Source organism: Paraburkholderia fungorum, from assembly GCF_046027215.1.
Taxonomy (GTDB): Bacteria; Pseudomonadota; Gammaproteobacteria; order Burkholderiales; family Burkholderiaceae; genus Paraburkholderia; species Paraburkholderia fungorum_D.
Map to the genome: position 1 here is coordinate 798,857 of NZ_JAQQEN010000001.1, position 15,513 is coordinate 814,369.

Below are 15,513 nucleotides of genomic sequence, written 5' to 3' on the forward strand. Positions count from 1 at the left end.
CGCAAATCCATAAAAAAGCGCGAGCGCCTCGTTACGCATCGGCCTGCGGGGAAGCGGGCCGCGCACGCTATCCACAGGACCGTCACCTCATGCTGTCCCCCTTCGCCCGCGCGGCGTTGCTCGCTTGTGCGGGCCTGCCGCTCGTCGTGCATGCTCAGGCTGCCGCTTCATCTTCATCGTCATCATCTTCTTCTCCGGCACCGGATGCCGGCGCGGACGATGCATCGCCGACGGTGTTGTCACCCGTCGTCGTTACCGCGGAGCGCGGACCACAACCGCTCGCCGATGCGATCCCGCAGACCGCGCTATTCGATCAGCAGGACATCGCCGACACGACCGCGACCGATCTACCCGGCCTGCTGCAACTCGCGCCCGGTGCGCAGATTTCGCGCACCGGTGGCCCTGGTTCGACGGCCAGCCTGTTCCTGCGCGGCGCGTCGGCGACACAATCGTTGCTGCTAATTGACGGCGTGCGGGTCGATTCGGTGAGTCTCGGCGCGCCGCAACTCGCGCAGATTCCGCTCGACCAGATCGATCACGTTGAAGTTGTGAACGGCAACGTGTCGGCGTTATATGGTTCGGGCGCGATCGGCGGCGTGGTGCAGGTGTTCACGAAGGACGGTGGCGATCATCCGCCGCGCTTCAATTTCTCCGTCGGCTACGGCAGCTATCACACGCAGACGCAGCAGGCCGGCGTGAACGGCGCGCTGGACAAAGACGGCAACACCACCTTCAGCATCACACTCGCGCGCTCGAAAGACGATGGCTTCTCATCGCTCAATCCGGCGCAAGCGCCGCAGGCCAATCCGAATGCGAACGGCTATCTGAACGAGAGCATCTCGGCTTCTCTGCGTCACAAGTTCAATGAGAAGTGGGATGCCGGCGTCAGCTATCTGCAGTCGAACGGCAACAATAGTTACGACAACGCGTACGGTGTGCCGACCGATCTGAACAACCTGTACAGCAAAGTGCGCCAGGTGTCGGTGTTCGCGAATGGCAAGCTGACCGACTGGTGGACCACACACTTCGTTGTCGCCGAAGGCGACGATCGCAGCGTATCGAACACCAACGGCATCTACAACGGCCGCTTCGATACGGACAATCGCCAGTACACATGGCAGAACGATTTCGCCATCGCCGCGCAGCAGAAGCTGCAGATCGGTTACGAGCATCTCGACCAGAGCCTCGACTCGGATACGTTTGCGGCGCCCGACCGGCATGTGGATTCAGGCTTCATCGGCTATACGGGGCGCTTTGGGCGCAATCAGATTCAGGCCAACCTGAGGCGCGACCAGTATTCCGATTTCGGCGGGGCGAACAGTTACTATCTCGGCTACGGTTTCGACATCACCGAGCATTGGAAGGCGACTGCAAGCTACTCGGATTCGTTTCGTGCACCGAGCTTCGACGATCTGTACTATCCGTTCAGCGGCAATCCGTCGATCCAGCCTGAGCGCAGCCATTCGATCGAAGCGGCATTGCAATACGCGTCCAACGCGCTCGGCGTGATGCGTCTGACTGCGTTCCAGACGCGCTATTCGAATCTGATCGATTATCCGCAGGTCGCGCCGGGCGTCTTTCTCGCGGAGAACGTCGGGCACGCGAAGGTGCAGGGGCTCGAGGGATCGTGGAGCGGCCATGTCGGCAAGACGGATGTGCGTGCGTCATTCACGCTGCAAAATCCCGTCGATCTCGACAATGACGTCGACCTCGTGCGGCGTGCGCGGCGCTTCGCTTCACTAACAGTGAATCGCAGCATCGCGGGGTGGCGCGTCGGCGGCGAGTGGATCGTCAGTGGCGCGCGCGACGATAGCAGCGGCACACTGGGTGGCTACGGCGTAGTGAATCTGTCGGCACGCTATAACTTCACGAAGGCGTGGTACGTGGCGGCGCAAATCCAGAACCTGTTGAACAAGGACTATGAAACGGCCTACTCGTATAACTCACCGCGGCGTGGTGCGTATGTCACGGTCGGTTGGCAGCAGCAGTGACGGATGCGCCGCGCTGAGATCGCGCGAATGAACCGCCACTTGACTTCGATGCCCGCGACGCTGCGCGTGATGAGCGCGAAGCGCGCGGCCGCGATCTGGCTCGCGCTTGCCGTGCTCGCACTGGTGGTGCTGATGGCGTCGCTCGCGCTCGGCAGTGTGTCGCTCGCCCCCGCGCGCGTGATTGCAGCGCTGCTGCCGTCGCATGTCGAGTCGGCCGACCTGGCGGGTGAGATCGTGCGTACGCTGCGCTTACCACGAGCGGTGGCCGGCTTTGCGTGCGGCGCGTTGCTCGCGTTGGCCGGCGCGCTGTTGCAGGTGCTGTTGCGTAATCCTCTGGCCGAGCCCTACGTTTTAGGCGTCTCGGGCGGCGCGGCAAGTTTCGCGCTGATGGCGATGATCGCCGGCTGCGCGTGGTGGATCGTCGATGCAAGCGCGTTTGCGGGCGCGTTCGTGTCGATCCTGCTAGTGCTCGGCCTGGCGCGCCGCGAGTTGTGGCGCGGTGAGCCGCAGGACACGTCGCCGCGTTTGCTGTTGACCGGCGCGGTGATCGCGGCCGGCTGGGGCGCGCTCATCACCTTGCTGCTCAACCTCGCGCCGGACAGTCGTCTGCGCGGCATGCTGTTCTGGCTGACCGGCGATCTCAACGGCGGCGCGATGCCGTGGACGGCACTTGCTGCGCTGGTCGTCGCGCTGGTAGCGATCGTGCCGGCTGCGCCGCGGCTCAACGTGCTTTTACGCGGCGACGCCGCCGCGCAGGCACTCGGCGTCGCGGTGATGCCGTTGCGTCTGCGCGTGTATCTGGTGGCGTCGCTCGCGGCGGCCGCGGCGGTGACGACCGCCGGCACGATCGGCTTTGTCGGCCTGGTGGTGCCGCATATGTTGCGGCTCGCGTTCGGCAATGATCAACGCATGCTGCTGCCGGCGGCGGCACTCGGCGGCGGCGTCGCGGTGATGGGCGCCGATCTGATCGCGCGAACGGTGATCGCCCCGGCGCAACTGCCAGTGGGCGTGATTACGTCGATCATCGGCGTACCGGTGTTTCTGTGGATGCTGCTGCGCAGGCGCCGGTCATGAAAGCACACCATGCCTCCCATGCCCCTGGCACCGCGCTCAGCGCGCAACGCCTGACATTGCGTGCCGGCACGCGCACGTTGCTCGATACGTTCACGCACACGTTCTACCCAGGTGAAATCTGGTGCATCGCCGGCCCGAACGGCGCGGGCAAGACAACACTGATATCCGCGCTGGCTGGTTTGTCGCAACCCTCGGCGGGGCACGTCGAAATCGATGGTGTGCGGCTCACCGACTGGCAGCCGCTGCCGCTTGCGCAGCGTCGTGCGTTGATGCCGCAAAGCGCGCATGACGCGTTCAGCGCGAGCGTGCTTGACATCGTGATGCTGAACCGCTATCCGCATCTGAACGGCTGGGGTTGGGAGGGCGAGGCCGATCGCGCAGCCGCGCATGCCGCGCTCGACGTGCTGGGCCTCACCGGGTTCGCCGCGCGCGACGTGCTCTCGCTCTCGGGCGGTGAACGTCAACGCGTCGCGCTGGCCGCGGTCCTGTGTCAGGACGCGCCGTTGCTGTTGCTTGATGAACCGCTGTCGCATCTGGATTTGCATCATCAGATCGACTGCCTCGACGCGTTGAGTGCCTGGACGCGTGAGCCTCGGCGTACAGTGATGTTTTCGTGCCACGACATGAATCTTGCGCGCCGCTTCGCGACGCATGCGCTATTGCTGGACGGCCAGGGCAGTGCCTATGCCGGGCCGGTGCGCGACGTGCTGACGCCGGCGCTCACGAGCCGCGCATTCGGCTATCCGTTGATCCTGATTCGCGACGGCGAACACGAGGCATTAATCCCTGCGCCGCGTTCGCGTCATGAGTCGCTTACGGGCCATGACACATCGGCAGGCTAGCCATTCTATTCAAACATTTTTCTTTTCAGACACGCCTATGACCTCCTCGCCACGTTTGCCGGGATTGCCCGAAGTCGAACCGCTCGATCAGACGCTGCGTGCCGAACTGCAGCACATCATCGATACCAGGACCAAGCCGCCCGGCAGTCTCGGCCGGCTCGAGTCGCTCGCGCGGCAGATGGGTTTGATCCAGCGCACGACGCATCCCACCGTCGAGCGTCCGGCGATGATCGTATTCGCCGGTGACCACGGGATTGCGCACGAAGGCGTGAGTCCATATCCGCAAGCTGTCACCGCGCAAATGGTGGCCAATTTTCTGGCCGGCGGTGCAGCGATCAATGCGTTGAGCCGCGTGTCCGGTATCGAACTCGAAGTGGTCAACGCGGGCATTGCATCGTCATTGCCGGCGCATGAAGGCCTCGTCGACATTCCGGTCGCGGCCGGCACGCGCAACTTCGTGCACGAACCCGCGATGACGCATGATCAGGCACTCGCCGCGATGCAGGCCGGCGCCGCACGCGTGCGGCATCACGCGGCGCTCGGCAGCAACGTGATCGGCTTCGGCGAGATGGGTATTGCGAATACGTCAGCGGCGGCTTGCCTGATGAGCCGCCTGTGCGGCGTGCCGATCGACGAATGCGTTGGCCGAGGCACGGGTCTCGATGACGCGGGGCTCGCAAAAAAGCGCAACGTGCTGGCGTCGGCGCTCGCCCATCACACCGTTTCCACCGATCCGCTCGACGTGTTGTCCACCTTCGGCGGCTTCGAAATCGCCATGATGGCGGGCGCATATCTCGCCGCCGCCGAAGCACGCATGACGATTCTGGTCGACGGCTTTATCGCCACCTCGGCACTGTTGGTCGCCGACGCGTTCGCGCCGAGCGTGCGCGAGTATTGCGTGTTCGCGCATGCGTCGAACGAAGCGGGGCATCGGCGCATGCTTGACCATTTCGGCGCGCTGCCGTTGTTGTCGCTCGATATGCGTCTCGGCGAAGGCACCGGCGCGGCACTCGCAGTGCCGCTGCTGCGCGCGGCGGTGGCATTCGTCAATGAGATGGCGAGCTTCGAATCGGCTGGAGTCGCAAATCGCGATGTCTGATCGATCGGACAGAACAGCGTCATACGCTGCGTCATACGTATTCCTGCGCTCGGCCCGCCTATGAACCCACTCGCGGAACTGCGTTATTTCTTCACGGCGCTCGGCTATTTCACTCGTGTGCCGGTGCCGCGCTGGGTCGGCTATGAGCCGCATTATCTGAATGCTGCGGCGCGCTATTTTCCACTCGTCGGCGTGCTGGTCGGCGGATTGAGCGCGCTGGTTTATCTTGCCGCGCTGCGCGTGTTTCCTGCGGGTATTGCCGTGCTGTTGTCGATGGCGGCATCATTGTTCGTCACGGGTGCGTTTCACGAAGACGGTCTCGCGGATTGCGTCGATGCGTTCGGTGGCGCCTATACACGTGAAGATGTGCTACGCATCATGCATGACTCGCGCATCGGTGCGTTCGGTGCCATCGCGCTTGTGATCGCACTCGCGTTGAAGTGGCAAACACTCGCCGCATTGCCGCCGCTGCGCGCCGCGGGTCTGATGATTGCTGCGCATGCGGCGAGCCGTACATGGGCGATCAGCTATCTGGCCACACTCGACTACGTGCGCGCTGAAGGCAAGGCCAAACCGGTCGCGCAACGTTTGAGCTACCCCGCATTGATGTGCGCTGCGGTGTTCGGTTTGCCGTGGTTGTTGTGGCCGAACGTGGCGGGTTTGCCAGATTGGCGCTTTGCCTGCGTGACGCTCGCGGTACTGGCGGCGTTGCGATTTGCGTTGGGCCGTTATTTCGTTAGACGCATCGGCGGATATACGGGCGATTGTCTCGGCTTCGCGCAACAGATTTTCGAATTGAGCATCTACCTGGTGGGGCTCGCATGGATATCGTCCTGATTCGCCATCCGGCCGTCGCGCTCGATGCAGGCGTATGTTATGGCTATAGCGACGTAGCGCTGGCCGGTGACGCCGAAGCGTCCGCAAGCGCGCTGGCATTGCGGCTCGCCACTTTGCAGGTGCCACCACCGCGCGTGCTGATGTCGAGTCCGTTGACGCGCTGCGCGACGCTCGCCAGCGTCATGGCCAATGATTTCGGTTGCGCGCTGAGTCACGACGACCGTCTGAAGGAAATGGACTTCGGCACGTGGGAACAGCAGCGCTGGGACGCGATCGATCGCGCGGAACTCGACGAATGGGCGGCCAACTTCGATCACGCGCGCGCGCATGGCGGCGAGAGCGTGGCGCAATTCGTCGGACGTGTGCGGGCATGGTTCGATGCGTTCGCACTGACGCGTGAATTGACACCGGCCTATGTGGTGACGCACGCCGGTGTGATACGGGCCATCGCTTCGATGGTGCTGGACGTGCCGCTTGAGCGCTGTTTGCGATGGTCGCTCGCGATGGCCGGGATTGTCTGGCTGCGCAGGGACGACGAAGCGCAGCAGTGGTCGCTGGTGCGGTGGAATGCGTGAGGGAGAACCTCGGCCGCACGCCTGCCCATCACGGCGCGCCGCCTTTCCTTCGCGAGCGCGCCAGCTCCAGGTCTTCGCATAGCTGCTTCGCCCCTTGCGCGATCCGTGGTGCCGGTCGATTGATCAGATCGCCGTCGATGGCAAACAGGTTGTTGTTCGCCACTGCTGTGAGGCTTGGCCACGCGCGCCATGTGCTGAGCTGCGGCAGCGTCGTGTCCGGTGCGGTCGCGCCCGGCGCGGCCGTGATGATCGCTTCGGGGTTCGCGGCGAGCACCGCTTCCGTCGAGACCGTCGGCACCAGCGGTTCGAGTTTCGCGAACACGTTGCGGCCGCCGCACAGCGCGATCACGTCGCTAATCATATGTTTGCCGTTGAGCGTCATCAGCGGCTGATCCCACACCTGGTAGAACACGCTGACAGGCGGTCGGCTTGCGTACTGCGTTCGCAATTGAGCGATGTCGTGCCGGTATTGAGCCGCTGCGGCGTCAGCGGTCGGCGACGTGCCGAGCAATTGTCCGAGCTTTGTCAGCGACACCGCGACGTCGTCGAGACGATGCGGCTCGCTGAAGAACAGCGGCACATGCATGTCGCGCAAACGCTCGAGCTGACGCTGGGCATTACCGTGCCGCCACACTACGATCAGGTCCGGCTTCAAGGCGACGATGCGTTCGAGGTCGAGCGCCTTGTTATCGCCGACGCGCGGCAATTGCTGCGCTTCTGGCGGATAGTCGCTGTAGGACACGGCACCGACCAGCTTCGCGCCGCCACCCGCGGCATAGAGCAACTCGGTGACATGCGGCGCGAGGCTGATGACGCGTTGTGCGGGCGCGGCCAGGGTGACGGTCGCACCGGTATCGTCGGTGGCGGTGATCGCGGCCTGCGCGTGCATGGCACTAACGAAGAACGCGGCGGCAGCGCTAGCGAAGAAAGGCAGTCGGCTCATCCAGCTCATGCAATCGCCCGGATGCTGTCGCGCAGACTGGCGCCGAAACGCACCCATTCCGTCTCGTCCGCAGGCAGGCCGAAACGTACGCTGCCCGATGCAGTGAAGAGCCGCGTCCAGACACCGCGCCGCGCCAATTCGCCGTGCAAGGCAGCGGCGCGCGCATCGTCGCTCCAGGCGAAGAGCGGCGTGCTCTGCATGACGAGACCTTGCGCATGCAGCAGGTCCACGAGACGGGCGCTGTCTGCTGCTAACCGGACACGCATCTGCTGTTGCCAGGATAGGTCCTCGAACGCCGCCCGCACGGCATGACGAGCCGGTCCGCTGACCGTCCACGCCCCGAGCGTATGACGCAACGCATCCAGCAGCGCCGGCGCACCGAGTACGAAGCCCGCGCGCACGCCGGCAAGCCCGAAGAATTTGCCCGGCGAGCGCAACACGATTAACCCGCCGAGATGGCAGCGCGCCGCGAGCGAAGCCGCAGGCATCGCATCGGCAAACGCTTCGTCAACCAGCAGCGTGCCGCCGCGTGCGCTGAGTTGCGCATGCCAATGCAACAGCCTGGCGGCACTGAGGTGCTCGGCGGTCGGATTGTTCGGATTCACGATGACCGCGTGAGTGAGCGTCTCGGGCAGGGTTTCGCAGGACACGTCGAGCGGCATCACCGTATGGCCGGCTCGCTCGAAGGCGGGTGCATATTCGCTGTATGTGAGTGGCGCAATGCCGACCGTTGCGCGCGGCAGCAGCGAGGGTAGCGCGCGAATCGCCGCCTGGCTTCCGGCCACGGGAAGCGCATGGGCCGCGTCGGGCGCGCCGTAGTAACGCGCGGCGCAGGCGGCGAAGCCGTCGCCTTCGTCGGGAAGACGACGCCAGGCCTCAGCGGGAACCGGCGGGACCGGATAGCCGTGTGGATTGATACCCGTCGACAGATCGAGCCACTCTGAGTATGGAATGCCGTAACGCACAGCCGCTTCGTGCAGATTGCCGCCGTGCACCACGGCGTCGGCTTGGTCGACGCGATCAGCCATGGAACGGCACACTCAGCAAGGCCAGCACAATCAGTACTGCGAGCCAGAGAATGACCGTGCGTTCGACCAGCGCCAGCGCCGCCGTCACGTGACTGGCTTTGGCGGGATGTCCGAAGCCGAGCGTCGGCCGGTGTTCGAGCGCGCCGTGATAAACCGCCGGTCCGCCAATCAGCACGTTCAGGCTGCCCGCGCCTGACGCCATGACGGGTCCTGCGTTCGGGCTGTCCCAGCGTGGCGCCTGCTCGTGCCAGCAGCGCCATGCCGTGCGTGTGTCGCCGAGCAGCGCATAGCTCGCCGCGGTGAGCCGCGCGGGAATCCAGTTGAGTAGATCGTCGAGGCGCGCGGCGGCCCAGCCGAAGCGCAGGTAGCGCGGCGTACGATAGCCCCACATGGCATCGAGCGTATTGGCCAGACGAAACCCCAGCGCGCCCGGACCGCCCGCAATTGCGAACCAGAAGAGCGCACCGAAGATCGCATCGTTACCGTTCTCGAGCGCTGATTCGACCGCGGCGCGCGACAGCGCGCCTTCGTCGGCATGCGCGGTTTCGCGCGATACGATGCGCGCGGTCAGCAAACGCGCCTGCGCGAGATCGCGTTGCTGCAACGCCTGCGCGATCGGCGCGATGTGATCGTGCAGACTGCGCGCGCCGAGCGCGAACCACAGCAGCACGACATGTACGGCGCAGGCCGCGAAAAACGGCAGGATGGAGACCAGCCACCACGCGATCAACACCGGCGGCATGACCGCCAGCGACCACGCGAGCAGGCCTTTGAGCCGCAAGCGCCTGCCGGTGTTGTAGCGTTTTTCGAGGCGCGTGGCCCATTTGCCGAAGCCGACCAGCGGATGCGCGGTGCCCGGCTCGCCGAGCCAGCGGTCGACGGCGACGCCTGCCGTCGCCAGCGTCACGAGCAGCGGAAGCGATAGCATCACGGGGCGCCCGCTGTTTTCAATGCGAGCGGCAAGCCCGCGACCATCATCGTGACCTGGGTGCTCAACGCGGCGATGCGTTGATTGAGCCGCCCGAGTTCGTCGACATAGAGACGGGTGGCGGCGCCGAGTGGCACCACGCCCAGACCGATTTCATTGCTGACCACGATGATTTTGCCTTTGGCGTTGGCAAGCGCCGCTTCGAAAGCCGCAAAGTGCGCATGATGATGTTCAACCGGCAAGCTCTCACCCTCGGGCGGGCACAGCAGATTGGCGAGCCACAGCGTCAGGCAGTCGATCAGAATGCAGTGGCGAGGCGCGTCGACTTGCGTGACGGCGGCAGCGAGATCGACCGGCGCTTCGAGCAGTTGCCAATGCGCGGGACGGCGCTCGCGATGATGCGCGATGCGCGCGCTGAATTCGGCGTCGTCAGCCACACGTGCCGTGGCGATATACGTGACGGCAAGCGCGCTATCGTTCGCCAGTTGTTCGGCATGCACGCTCTTGCCCGAGCGGGCGCCGCCGAGAACGAAGGTGAGGTCGCGGGAAATCATCACGCGATTGTACCGGCGCGCAGCGCGTGCCGGCGCGATGGGATAATGCCGCGTTCAAAACGCTGCGCCGCCGTTTGACCGCTTTTTCACCGCTGAGCCTGACATTCCGTGACTACCACTTCGACCTCGCTTGACGCTGTACCCGTGCCGCGCGGCACGCTGATGATTCAGGGCACTACGTCCGATGCGGGCAAGAGCACGCTGGTCGCCGGCTTGTGCCGGCTGGCGCGCCGCGCCGGTGTGCGGGTCGCGCCGTTCAAGCCGCAGAACATGGCGCTCAACAGCGCGGTGACAGTCGACGGTGGCGAAATCGGCCGTGCCCAGGCCTTGCAGGCCGTTGCCGCAGGGATTCCCGCGCATACCGATCTGAACCCGGTGTTGCTCAAACCGACCAGCGACCGCGGCGCGCAAGTGATCATCCACGGCAAGGCGCGCATGAATCTCGATGCGCGTGCGTATCACGACTACAAACCCGTTGCGTTCGAGGCGGTGCTGGAATCGTATGCGCGTCTGCAGGCGGCGTACGACACGATTTTCGTCGAAGGCGCGGGCAGTCCCGCCGAGATCAACCTGCGCGAGCGCGATATCGCCAACATGGGTTTCGCGGAAGCGGTCGATTGCCCGGTCGTGCTGGTGGCCGACATCGATCGCGGCGGCGTGTTCGCGCATCTGACCGGCACGCTGGCGTGTCTGTCGGCGAGCGAGCAGGCGCGCGTGCGCGGCTTCATCATCAACCGGTTTCGCGGCGACATCAGTTTGCTGAAGCCCGGGCTCGACTGGCTCGAAGCCAAAACGGGCAAGCCGGTGCTCGGCGTGGTGCCGTATCTGCACGGTCTCACGCTGGATGCCGAAGACATGCTCCCGCCGGAGCTGCGCGCGGCGCATAGCGGCGACACGGCGCGCACGCTGCGGGTGGTCGTGCCGGTGCTGCCGCACATCAGCAATCACACGGATTTCGATGCGCTGCGCGCGCATCCCCAAGTCGATTTTCATTACGTCAGAAGCGGTACGCCGCCACCGCCGGCCGATCTGATCATCCTGCCGGGCTCGAAGAATGTGCCGGGTGATCTGGCGTTTCTGCGCGCGCAAGGTTGGGATGCGGTGCTGCAACGGCATCTGCGTTACGGCGGCCGGGTGGTCGGCATTTGTGGCGGCATGCAGATGCTTGGGCGCGAGCTGGCTGACCCACATGGGGTGGAGGGTGCGCCGGGCAGCTTCGCGGGCCTCGGCTGGCTCGATTATTCCACGGTGCTCACGCGCGAAAAGACCCTGAAGAATGTGACCGGGCGGCTCGCGTTGCCCGGCTCGCCCGAGGTGGCGGGCTATGAGATTCATATGGGCGAGACGCAAGGGCCGGCGTTGGCCACGCCGGCACTGCAGCTGGGCGATGGGCCGCAGGCGTATCCCGACGGCGCGATATCCGCCGACGGCCAGATTCTCGCGACCTACGTGCACGGCCTGTTCGATACGCCTGCCGCCTGCGGGGCGCTGCTCGCGTGGGCGGGATTGAGCGACGCGGCGGCGATCGACTACCCGGCGCTGCGAGAGGCGTCGCTGGATCGTCTTGCCGATACGCTCGCCGCGCACCTGGATCTGCGGACGCTTTTTGCTGCAATTGGCTGATCGGGACCGGCTTGACCGCAGCGATTCAATACCTTCGGGAAATAATCGAAGCCTTGAGAGGAGTATCCCGCTTTCTGGGCGAGGGACGCTGCCGCGCCCCGCGTTACTCACTCAATACAACACCATCTGCGTGCAGCGAAAAAGGGCAATTGTCTTGCCGTGCGGATCGGTGACCGTGGCGTCCCACACCTGCGTGCTGCGACCCAGGTGGGCGCCCTTGGCGACCGCGCGGATCGTGCCTTCCGTCGCCGTGCCGAGGAAATTGCTTTTCAGTTCGATGGTAGTGAAATTGCTGGCCTTTTCCGGCAGATGCGCGAGACACGCATAGCCGCAAGCCGTGTCGGCAAGGGCGATCACAGTGGCGGCATGCAAAAAACCGTTCGGCGCTAGCAACTCGGCACGTACCGTCAGTTCAGCGGTCAGCGCGCCGTGCTCCAGTTCGAGGGCGTGCACGCCCAGCAAGTCGGGCAGCGTCCCCTTCTGACGCTCGCGCAGGTGCTCAAGGGTGTATTCCGGGCGGAGTTTGCTCATGAGATTCGGGTCCTTGATGGGAAAATAGGGAGTGTCTACCGGTCAATTGGCCGTTCGGGGGCTTCGGCCCCGGTGCATTTGTGGATATTATCAACGGCTGGATCGGCCGGTGGACCTGAAATGGCAACGGATCAGGCGTCACCGGCATAAGTCTGAGTAAACAGCGCGGCAAACCGGCTGGCGGCGCCAGCCTTCTTCCCGGGAGAATTCATGACGGTGATTGTGGTGGCGAATCCAAAGGGCGGCGTGGGCAAAAGCACGCTGGCAACCAATCTGGCGGGCTATTTCGCGGCGTCTGGCGAATGGGTCGCGCTGGCGGACCTGGACAAACAGCAGTCCGCGCATGCGTGGCTCGCACTGCGACCGTCCACGCTGCCCGCCATCGAAACCTGGGAGATCGACCAGGAAACGCCGGCCAGGCCGCCCCGGGGGCTGGAGCATGCTGTCATCGATACGCCGGCCGGCTTGCACGGCAACCGCCTGAGTATCGCGCTGGATCTCGCGGACAAGGTGATCGTGCCGTTGCAGCCATCCATGTTCGATATTCTCGCCACCCAGGACTTTCTCGAACGTCTGGCAAAGGAAAAAGCGGTTAGAAAGGGCGCGATCGAGATCGGCGTGGTCGGCATGCGCGTCGATGCGCGGACGCGCTCAGCGGAGCAGCTGCATCGTTTTGTGGAGGGTTTGAAGCTGCCGGTGCTGGGTTTTCTGCGCGATACGCAGAACTACGTGCAGCTGGCGGCGCACGGCCTGACGCTGTGGGATGTGGCGAAAAGCCGGGTGGAGAAGGATCTGGAGCAGTGGCAGCCGATTATCGACTGGACCAGCGTGGCGAACGGCAAAAAGGCCTGACACGGGGAAGCAGGCGGCCGGGCCGCCCGCTGCGTGGACTACGCGATCACCGCGCGATAAGCGCGCGGCGCGCGCGCTCAGGTCCAGTTCTGGGTCGGCACGTGGCCGCGGCTGCCCTTGATCTTGTTGTTTTCGTCGACGAATACCAGATCTGGCTTCCAGCCTGCCTTCAGTTCCGCTTCATCGACCACCGCAAACGCCGCGATGATCACCAGGTCGCCCAGCTGCGCGCGCCGCGCGGCCGAGCCGTTCAGCGAAATCATGCCGCTGCCGCGTTCGCCCTTGATCGCGTAGGTCGAGAAACGCTCGCCGTTGTTGATGTTCCAGATATCGATCCGTTCGTTTTCGACGATATTCGCGGCTTCGAGCAAATCTTCGTCGATCGCGCACGAGCCTTCGTAGTGCAGTTCGCAGTGCGTGACGGCGACGCGGTGGATCTTCGACTTCAGCATATTGCGTTGCATGACCAAATCCCTTGTGGCTTCTTATGCGTGTTTGCGCAAACTAAGACGACTTCAGATTTCGAGGTTGTCGATGAGACGGGTGGTGCCGAGCTTGGCGGCAGCCAGCACGACCAGTTCCGCATTCGCGTCTTGCGCGCCCGGCGCCAGCAGATTCGAGCGCTTTCGCACTGCGATGTAATCGGGCTGCCAGCCGCGCGCGGCCAGTGCCGCCATCGCCGCCTGTTCGAGTTTTGCGAAGTCGCGGTCGCCGGCGAGAACCGCATCGCGCACGCGATTGAGCTCGGCGGCCAGCATCGGCGCCTCGGCGCGTTCGGCCGTTTGCAGAAAGCGGTTGCGCGAGCTGAGCGCGAGGCCGTCGGTATCGCGCACGGTTTCAGCGGCGATGATGTCGGTGGGCAGCGCGAACTGGTGGCACATGCTGCGCACGATCATCAACTGCTGATAGTCCTTCTTGCCGAACACCGCGACGCGCGGCTGAACGCACGACATGAGCTTCATCACCACCGTGCACACGCCCTGGAAGAACCCCGGCCGGAATTCTCCTTCGAGGATGTCGCCCAGATCGTGTGGTGGATGCACGCGGTATTCCTGCGGTTCCGGATACAGATCCCGTTCAGTCGGCGCGAACAGCACATACACACCTTCTTTCTGCAGCTTGTCGATGTCGGCTTCGAGCGTGCGCGGGTATTTGTCGAAATCTTCGTTCGGGCCGAACTGTAGCCGGTTGACGAAAATACTCGCCACCACCGGGTCGCCGTGCTGGCGTGCCAGACGCATCAGCGACAGATGGCCCTCGTGCAGATTGCCCATCGTCGGGACAAAGGCGGTGCGATTCTGGCCGCGCAACTGGTCGCGCAATTCATGGATCGAGCTGATGACTTTCATGATCGGACAGGGATTTCCTCGCGCGGCGCGAGACTCGGTTGGCGCAAAAACTCAGGTTTTCGTGCGGCCCGCCGCCTCACTGGTAATGACAGGTTCGGAGCGCGGGATTGTAGTGGATTTGTTGGCCTGCCGCACCGAAAAGCGGTGTCTTCTCCGGTGGCGCGGAACTGAGCGCCGTTCGGGAGCTTCAGGCCGGCAGATAGGCGAGGCGCACATAGATCGGTGCGAACGGCTCTGCCTGGGTAATTTCGACCAGCGATTCACGGCATAACTCGAGCATGGCAATGAAATTCACCACGACCACCGGCACGCCTTTGCTGGTGTCGAACAGATCGGAGAATTCCATGAAGCGCGCGTTTTGCAGGCGCCGCAGGATGGTGCTCATGTGTTCGCGCACCGACAACTCCTCGCGCGAAATCTTGTGATGCTGGACCAGCTTCGCGCGCTTGATCACGTCGGCCCACGCGGCGCGGAGGTCTTCGCTGTTCACGTCCGGAAAGCGCGGCGTAATGCTTTGTTCGATATAGACGTCGGCGCGCAGGAAGTCGCGGCCCAACTGCGGCAGATGGTCGATGCGCTGCGCGGCGAGTTTCATCTGCTCGTATTCAAGCAGGCGGCGCACCAGTTCCGCGCGGGGATCTTCGACTTCATCGCCGCTGTCGGCCTTTTTCACTGGCAGCAGCATGCGCGACTTGATCTCGATCAGCATGGCGGCCATCAGCAGATACTCGGACGCGAGTTCGAGATTGGTCTGGCGCAACTGGTCGACGTAACCGAGGTATTGCACGGTGACATCCGCCATCGGGATGTCGAGCACGTTGAAGTTCTGCTTGCGGATCAGGTACAGCAACAGATCCAGCGGACCTTCGAAGGTTTCGAGAAACACCTCGAGCGCGTCCGGCGGAATGTACAGATCCGTCGGCAGCTTGAAGAGCGGCTCGCCGTACAGGCGTGCAAACGCAATGCCGTCGACAACGTCGGGCGTCGAATCGGTGGCGGGCGCGGCAAGCGCGGCGTCGGCCGGGACCGGCGCGGCGCCCTGTGCCTCGTCGGCGTGACTCACGCGCTTAGAAGTTTTGATAGTACGAGTAAGGCGTCTGCTCTACGCGCGAGGCTTTTTGCTCGGCGCGTTCTTCCAGGTCGATCGGCTGTTTGTCCCACAGCAGCGCGCGGCCACGGCGCTGTTCAGCTTCCAGAGTCGGTTTTTGTTGCTTGAGCTGGTTCAGGAACTGGGTGATGTCCGATTGATACATGGCTCGACGTCCGTGATGGGTGAAATGGCGTTTG

Annotated in this window: 17 protein-coding genes; 8 read left to right on the forward strand and 9 right to left on the reverse strand. The window is 64.1% G+C overall.

The genetic code is table 11. The features are described from left to right. The first annotated feature begins 89 nt into the window (after window positions 1-89). From PQR27_RS03595 to cobC, 6 genes are read left to right on the forward strand one after another with little or no spacing between them, the layout of a single operon-like run. Window positions 90-1,991 carry a TonB-dependent receptor domain-containing protein gene (locus PQR27_RS03595; RefSeq protein WP_408522344.1) on the forward strand — a complete coding sequence of 634 codons (1,902 nt, stop codon included), beginning with the start codon at window positions 90-92 and terminating at the stop codon, window positions 1,989-1,991. 27 nt (window positions 1,992-2,018) lie between these two features. Further along, the gene (locus PQR27_RS03600; protein WP_408522345.1) at window positions 2,019-3,065 is read left to right on the forward strand and encodes a FecCD family ABC transporter permease; all 1,047 of its coding nucleotides are present in this window, start codon (window positions 2,019-2,021) and stop codon (window positions 3,063-3,065) included. Continuing rightward, window positions 3,062-3,907, forward strand: a complete 846-nt coding sequence (locus PQR27_RS03605; RefSeq protein WP_408522346.1) for an ABC transporter ATP-binding protein — start codon at window positions 3,062-3,064, stop codon at window positions 3,905-3,907. Before PQR27_RS03600 ends, PQR27_RS03605 begins: the two co-directional genes overlap by 4 nt. 37 nt (window positions 3,908-3,944) lie before the next feature. After that, on the forward strand, window positions 3,945-5,006 hold the full coding sequence (cobT, locus tag PQR27_RS03610) for a nicotinate-nucleotide--dimethylbenzimidazole phosphoribosyltransferase (protein WP_408522347.1): 1,062 nt from the start codon (window positions 3,945-3,947) through the stop codon (window positions 5,004-5,006). A 60-nt stretch (window positions 5,007-5,066) separates the two neighbouring features. Then, window positions 5,067-5,843: an adenosylcobinamide-GDP ribazoletransferase gene (locus PQR27_RS03615; RefSeq protein WP_408522348.1), complete on the forward strand. Its 777-nt coding sequence runs from the start codon at window positions 5,067-5,069 to the stop codon at window positions 5,841-5,843. Continuing rightward, window positions 5,828-6,418, forward strand: coding sequence for an alpha-ribazole phosphatase (gene cobC / locus PQR27_RS03620; RefSeq protein ID WP_408522349.1), 591 nt, complete (start codon window positions 5,828-5,830; stop codon window positions 6,416-6,418). Before PQR27_RS03615 ends, cobC begins: the two co-directional genes overlap by 16 nt. A gap of 28 nt (window positions 6,419-6,446) precedes the next feature. Here the strand turns inward: cobC and PQR27_RS03625 are convergent, their stop codons facing one another. From PQR27_RS03625 to cobU, 4 genes are read right to left on the reverse strand one after another with little or no spacing between them, the layout of a single operon-like run. After that, window positions 6,447-7,361, reverse strand: coding sequence for a cobalamin-binding protein (locus PQR27_RS03625; protein ID WP_408522350.1), 915 nt, complete (start codon window positions 7,359-7,361; stop codon window positions 6,447-6,449). A gap of 5 nt (window positions 7,362-7,366) precedes the next feature. Beyond that, window positions 7,367-8,389, reverse strand: coding sequence for a threonine-phosphate decarboxylase CobD (gene cobD, locus PQR27_RS03630; protein WP_408522351.1), 1,023 nt, complete (start codon window positions 8,387-8,389; stop codon window positions 7,367-7,369). After that, complete coding sequence (gene cbiB, locus PQR27_RS03635) at window positions 8,382-9,317, reverse strand: adenosylcobinamide-phosphate synthase CbiB (RefSeq protein WP_408522352.1); 936 nt, start codon at window positions 9,315-9,317, stop codon at window positions 8,382-8,384. Before cbiB ends, cobD begins: the two co-directional genes overlap by 8 nt. Beyond that, complete coding sequence (gene cobU, locus PQR27_RS03640) at window positions 9,317-9,871, reverse strand: bifunctional adenosylcobinamide kinase/adenosylcobinamide-phosphate guanylyltransferase (protein WP_408525394.1); 555 nt, start codon at window positions 9,869-9,871, stop codon at window positions 9,317-9,319. The genes cbiB and cobU overlap by 1 nt, the downstream gene beginning before the upstream one ends. Window positions 9,872-10,033: 162 nt before the next feature. Between cobU and PQR27_RS03645 the strand changes: the two genes are divergently transcribed. Next, a complete protein-coding gene (locus PQR27_RS03645; RefSeq protein WP_408525395.1) occupies window positions 10,034-11,494 on the forward strand; it encodes a cobyric acid synthase in 1,461 nt (486 codons plus the stop codon). Between the two features lie 111 nt (window positions 11,495-11,605). Here PQR27_RS03645 and PQR27_RS03650 read toward each other — a convergent pair whose 3' ends face one another. Beyond that, the gene (locus tag PQR27_RS03650; protein ID WP_408522353.1) at window positions 11,606-12,025 is read right to left on the reverse strand and encodes a PaaI family thioesterase; all 420 of its coding nucleotides are present in this window, start codon (window positions 12,023-12,025) and stop codon (window positions 11,606-11,608) included. A 210-nt stretch (window positions 12,026-12,235) separates the two neighbouring features. Between PQR27_RS03650 and PQR27_RS03655 the strand changes: the two genes are divergently transcribed. Further along, on the forward strand, window positions 12,236-12,877 hold the full coding sequence (locus PQR27_RS03655; RefSeq protein ID WP_408522354.1) for a ParA family protein: 642 nt from the start codon (window positions 12,236-12,238) through the stop codon (window positions 12,875-12,877). 77 nt (window positions 12,878-12,954) lie between these two features. Here PQR27_RS03655 and panD read toward each other — a convergent pair whose 3' ends face one another. From panD to PQR27_RS03675, 4 genes are all read right to left on the reverse strand, one after another. Further along, on the reverse strand, window positions 12,955-13,341 hold the full coding sequence (gene panD / locus PQR27_RS03660) for an aspartate 1-decarboxylase (protein ID WP_408522355.1): 387 nt from the start codon (window positions 13,339-13,341) through the stop codon (window positions 12,955-12,957). A gap of 51 nt (window positions 13,342-13,392) precedes the next feature. Next, window positions 13,393-14,226 carry a pantoate--beta-alanine ligase gene (panC, locus tag PQR27_RS03665; protein WP_408522356.1) on the reverse strand — a complete coding sequence of 278 codons (834 nt, stop codon included), beginning with the start codon at window positions 14,224-14,226 and terminating at the stop codon, window positions 13,393-13,395. Window positions 14,227-14,413: 187 nt separating this feature from the next. Further along, window positions 14,414-15,289 (reverse strand): segregation and condensation protein A, encoded by an 876-nt coding sequence (locus PQR27_RS03670; RefSeq protein WP_408522357.1) that lies wholly within the window; start codon window positions 15,287-15,289, stop codon window positions 14,414-14,416. 4 nt (window positions 15,290-15,293) lie between these two features. Further along, the gene (locus PQR27_RS03675) at window positions 15,294-15,479 is read right to left on the reverse strand and encodes a DUF3460 family protein (RefSeq protein ID WP_408525396.1); all 186 of its coding nucleotides are present in this window, start codon (window positions 15,477-15,479) and stop codon (window positions 15,294-15,296) included. Window positions 15,480-15,513: the final 34 nt, after the last annotated feature.

Coding starts and splice junctions, on each gene's coding strand:
- PQR27_RS03595 (WP_408522344.1), top strand. CDS start 90: ATGCTGTCCCCCTTCGCCCGCGCGGCGTTGCTCGCTTGTGCGGGCCTG.
- PQR27_RS03600 (WP_408522345.1), top strand. CDS start 2,019: ATGAACCGCCACTTGACTTCGATGCCCGCGACGCTGCGCGTGATGAGC.
- PQR27_RS03605 (WP_408522346.1), top strand. CDS start 3,062: ATGAAAGCACACCATGCCTCCCATGCCCCTGGCACCGCGCTCAGCGCG.
- cobT (WP_408522347.1), top strand. CDS start 3,945: ATGACCTCCTCGCCACGTTTGCCGGGATTGCCCGAAGTCGAACCGCTC.
- PQR27_RS03615 (WP_408522348.1), top strand. CDS start 5,067: ATGAACCCACTCGCGGAACTGCGTTATTTCTTCACGGCGCTCGGCTAT.
- cobC (WP_408522349.1), top strand. CDS start 5,828: ATGGATATCGTCCTGATTCGCCATCCGGCCGTCGCGCTCGATGCAGGC.
- PQR27_RS03625 (WP_408522350.1), bottom strand. CDS start 7,361: ATGAGCCGACTGCCTTTCTTCGCTAGCGCTGCCGCCGCGTTCTTCGTT.
- cobD (WP_408522351.1), bottom strand. CDS start 8,389: ATGGCTGATCGCGTCGACCAAGCCGACGCCGTGGTGCACGGCGGCAAT.
- cbiB (WP_408522352.1), bottom strand. CDS start 9,317: ATGCTATCGCTTCCGCTGCTCGTGACGCTGGCGACGGCAGGCGTCGCC.
- cobU (WP_408525394.1), bottom strand. CDS start 9,871: ATGATTTCCCGCGACCTCACCTTCGTTCTCGGCGGCGCCCGCTCGGGC.
- PQR27_RS03645 (WP_408525395.1), top strand. CDS start 10,034: ATGATTCAGGGCACTACGTCCGATGCGGGCAAGAGCACGCTGGTCGCC.
- PQR27_RS03650 (WP_408522353.1), bottom strand. CDS start 12,025: ATGAGCAAACTCCGCCCGGAATACACCCTTGAGCACCTGCGCGAGCGT.
- PQR27_RS03655 (WP_408522354.1), top strand. CDS start 12,236: ATGACGGTGATTGTGGTGGCGAATCCAAAGGGCGGCGTGGGCAAAAGC.
- panD (WP_408522355.1), bottom strand. CDS start 13,341: ATGCAACGCAATATGCTGAAGTCGAAGATCCACCGCGTCGCCGTCACG.
- panC (WP_408522356.1), bottom strand. CDS start 14,226: ATGAAAGTCATCAGCTCGATCCATGAATTGCGCGACCAGTTGCGCGGC.
- PQR27_RS03675 (WP_408525396.1), bottom strand. CDS start 15,479: ATGTATCAATCGGACATCACCCAGTTCCTGAACCAGCTCAAGCAACAA.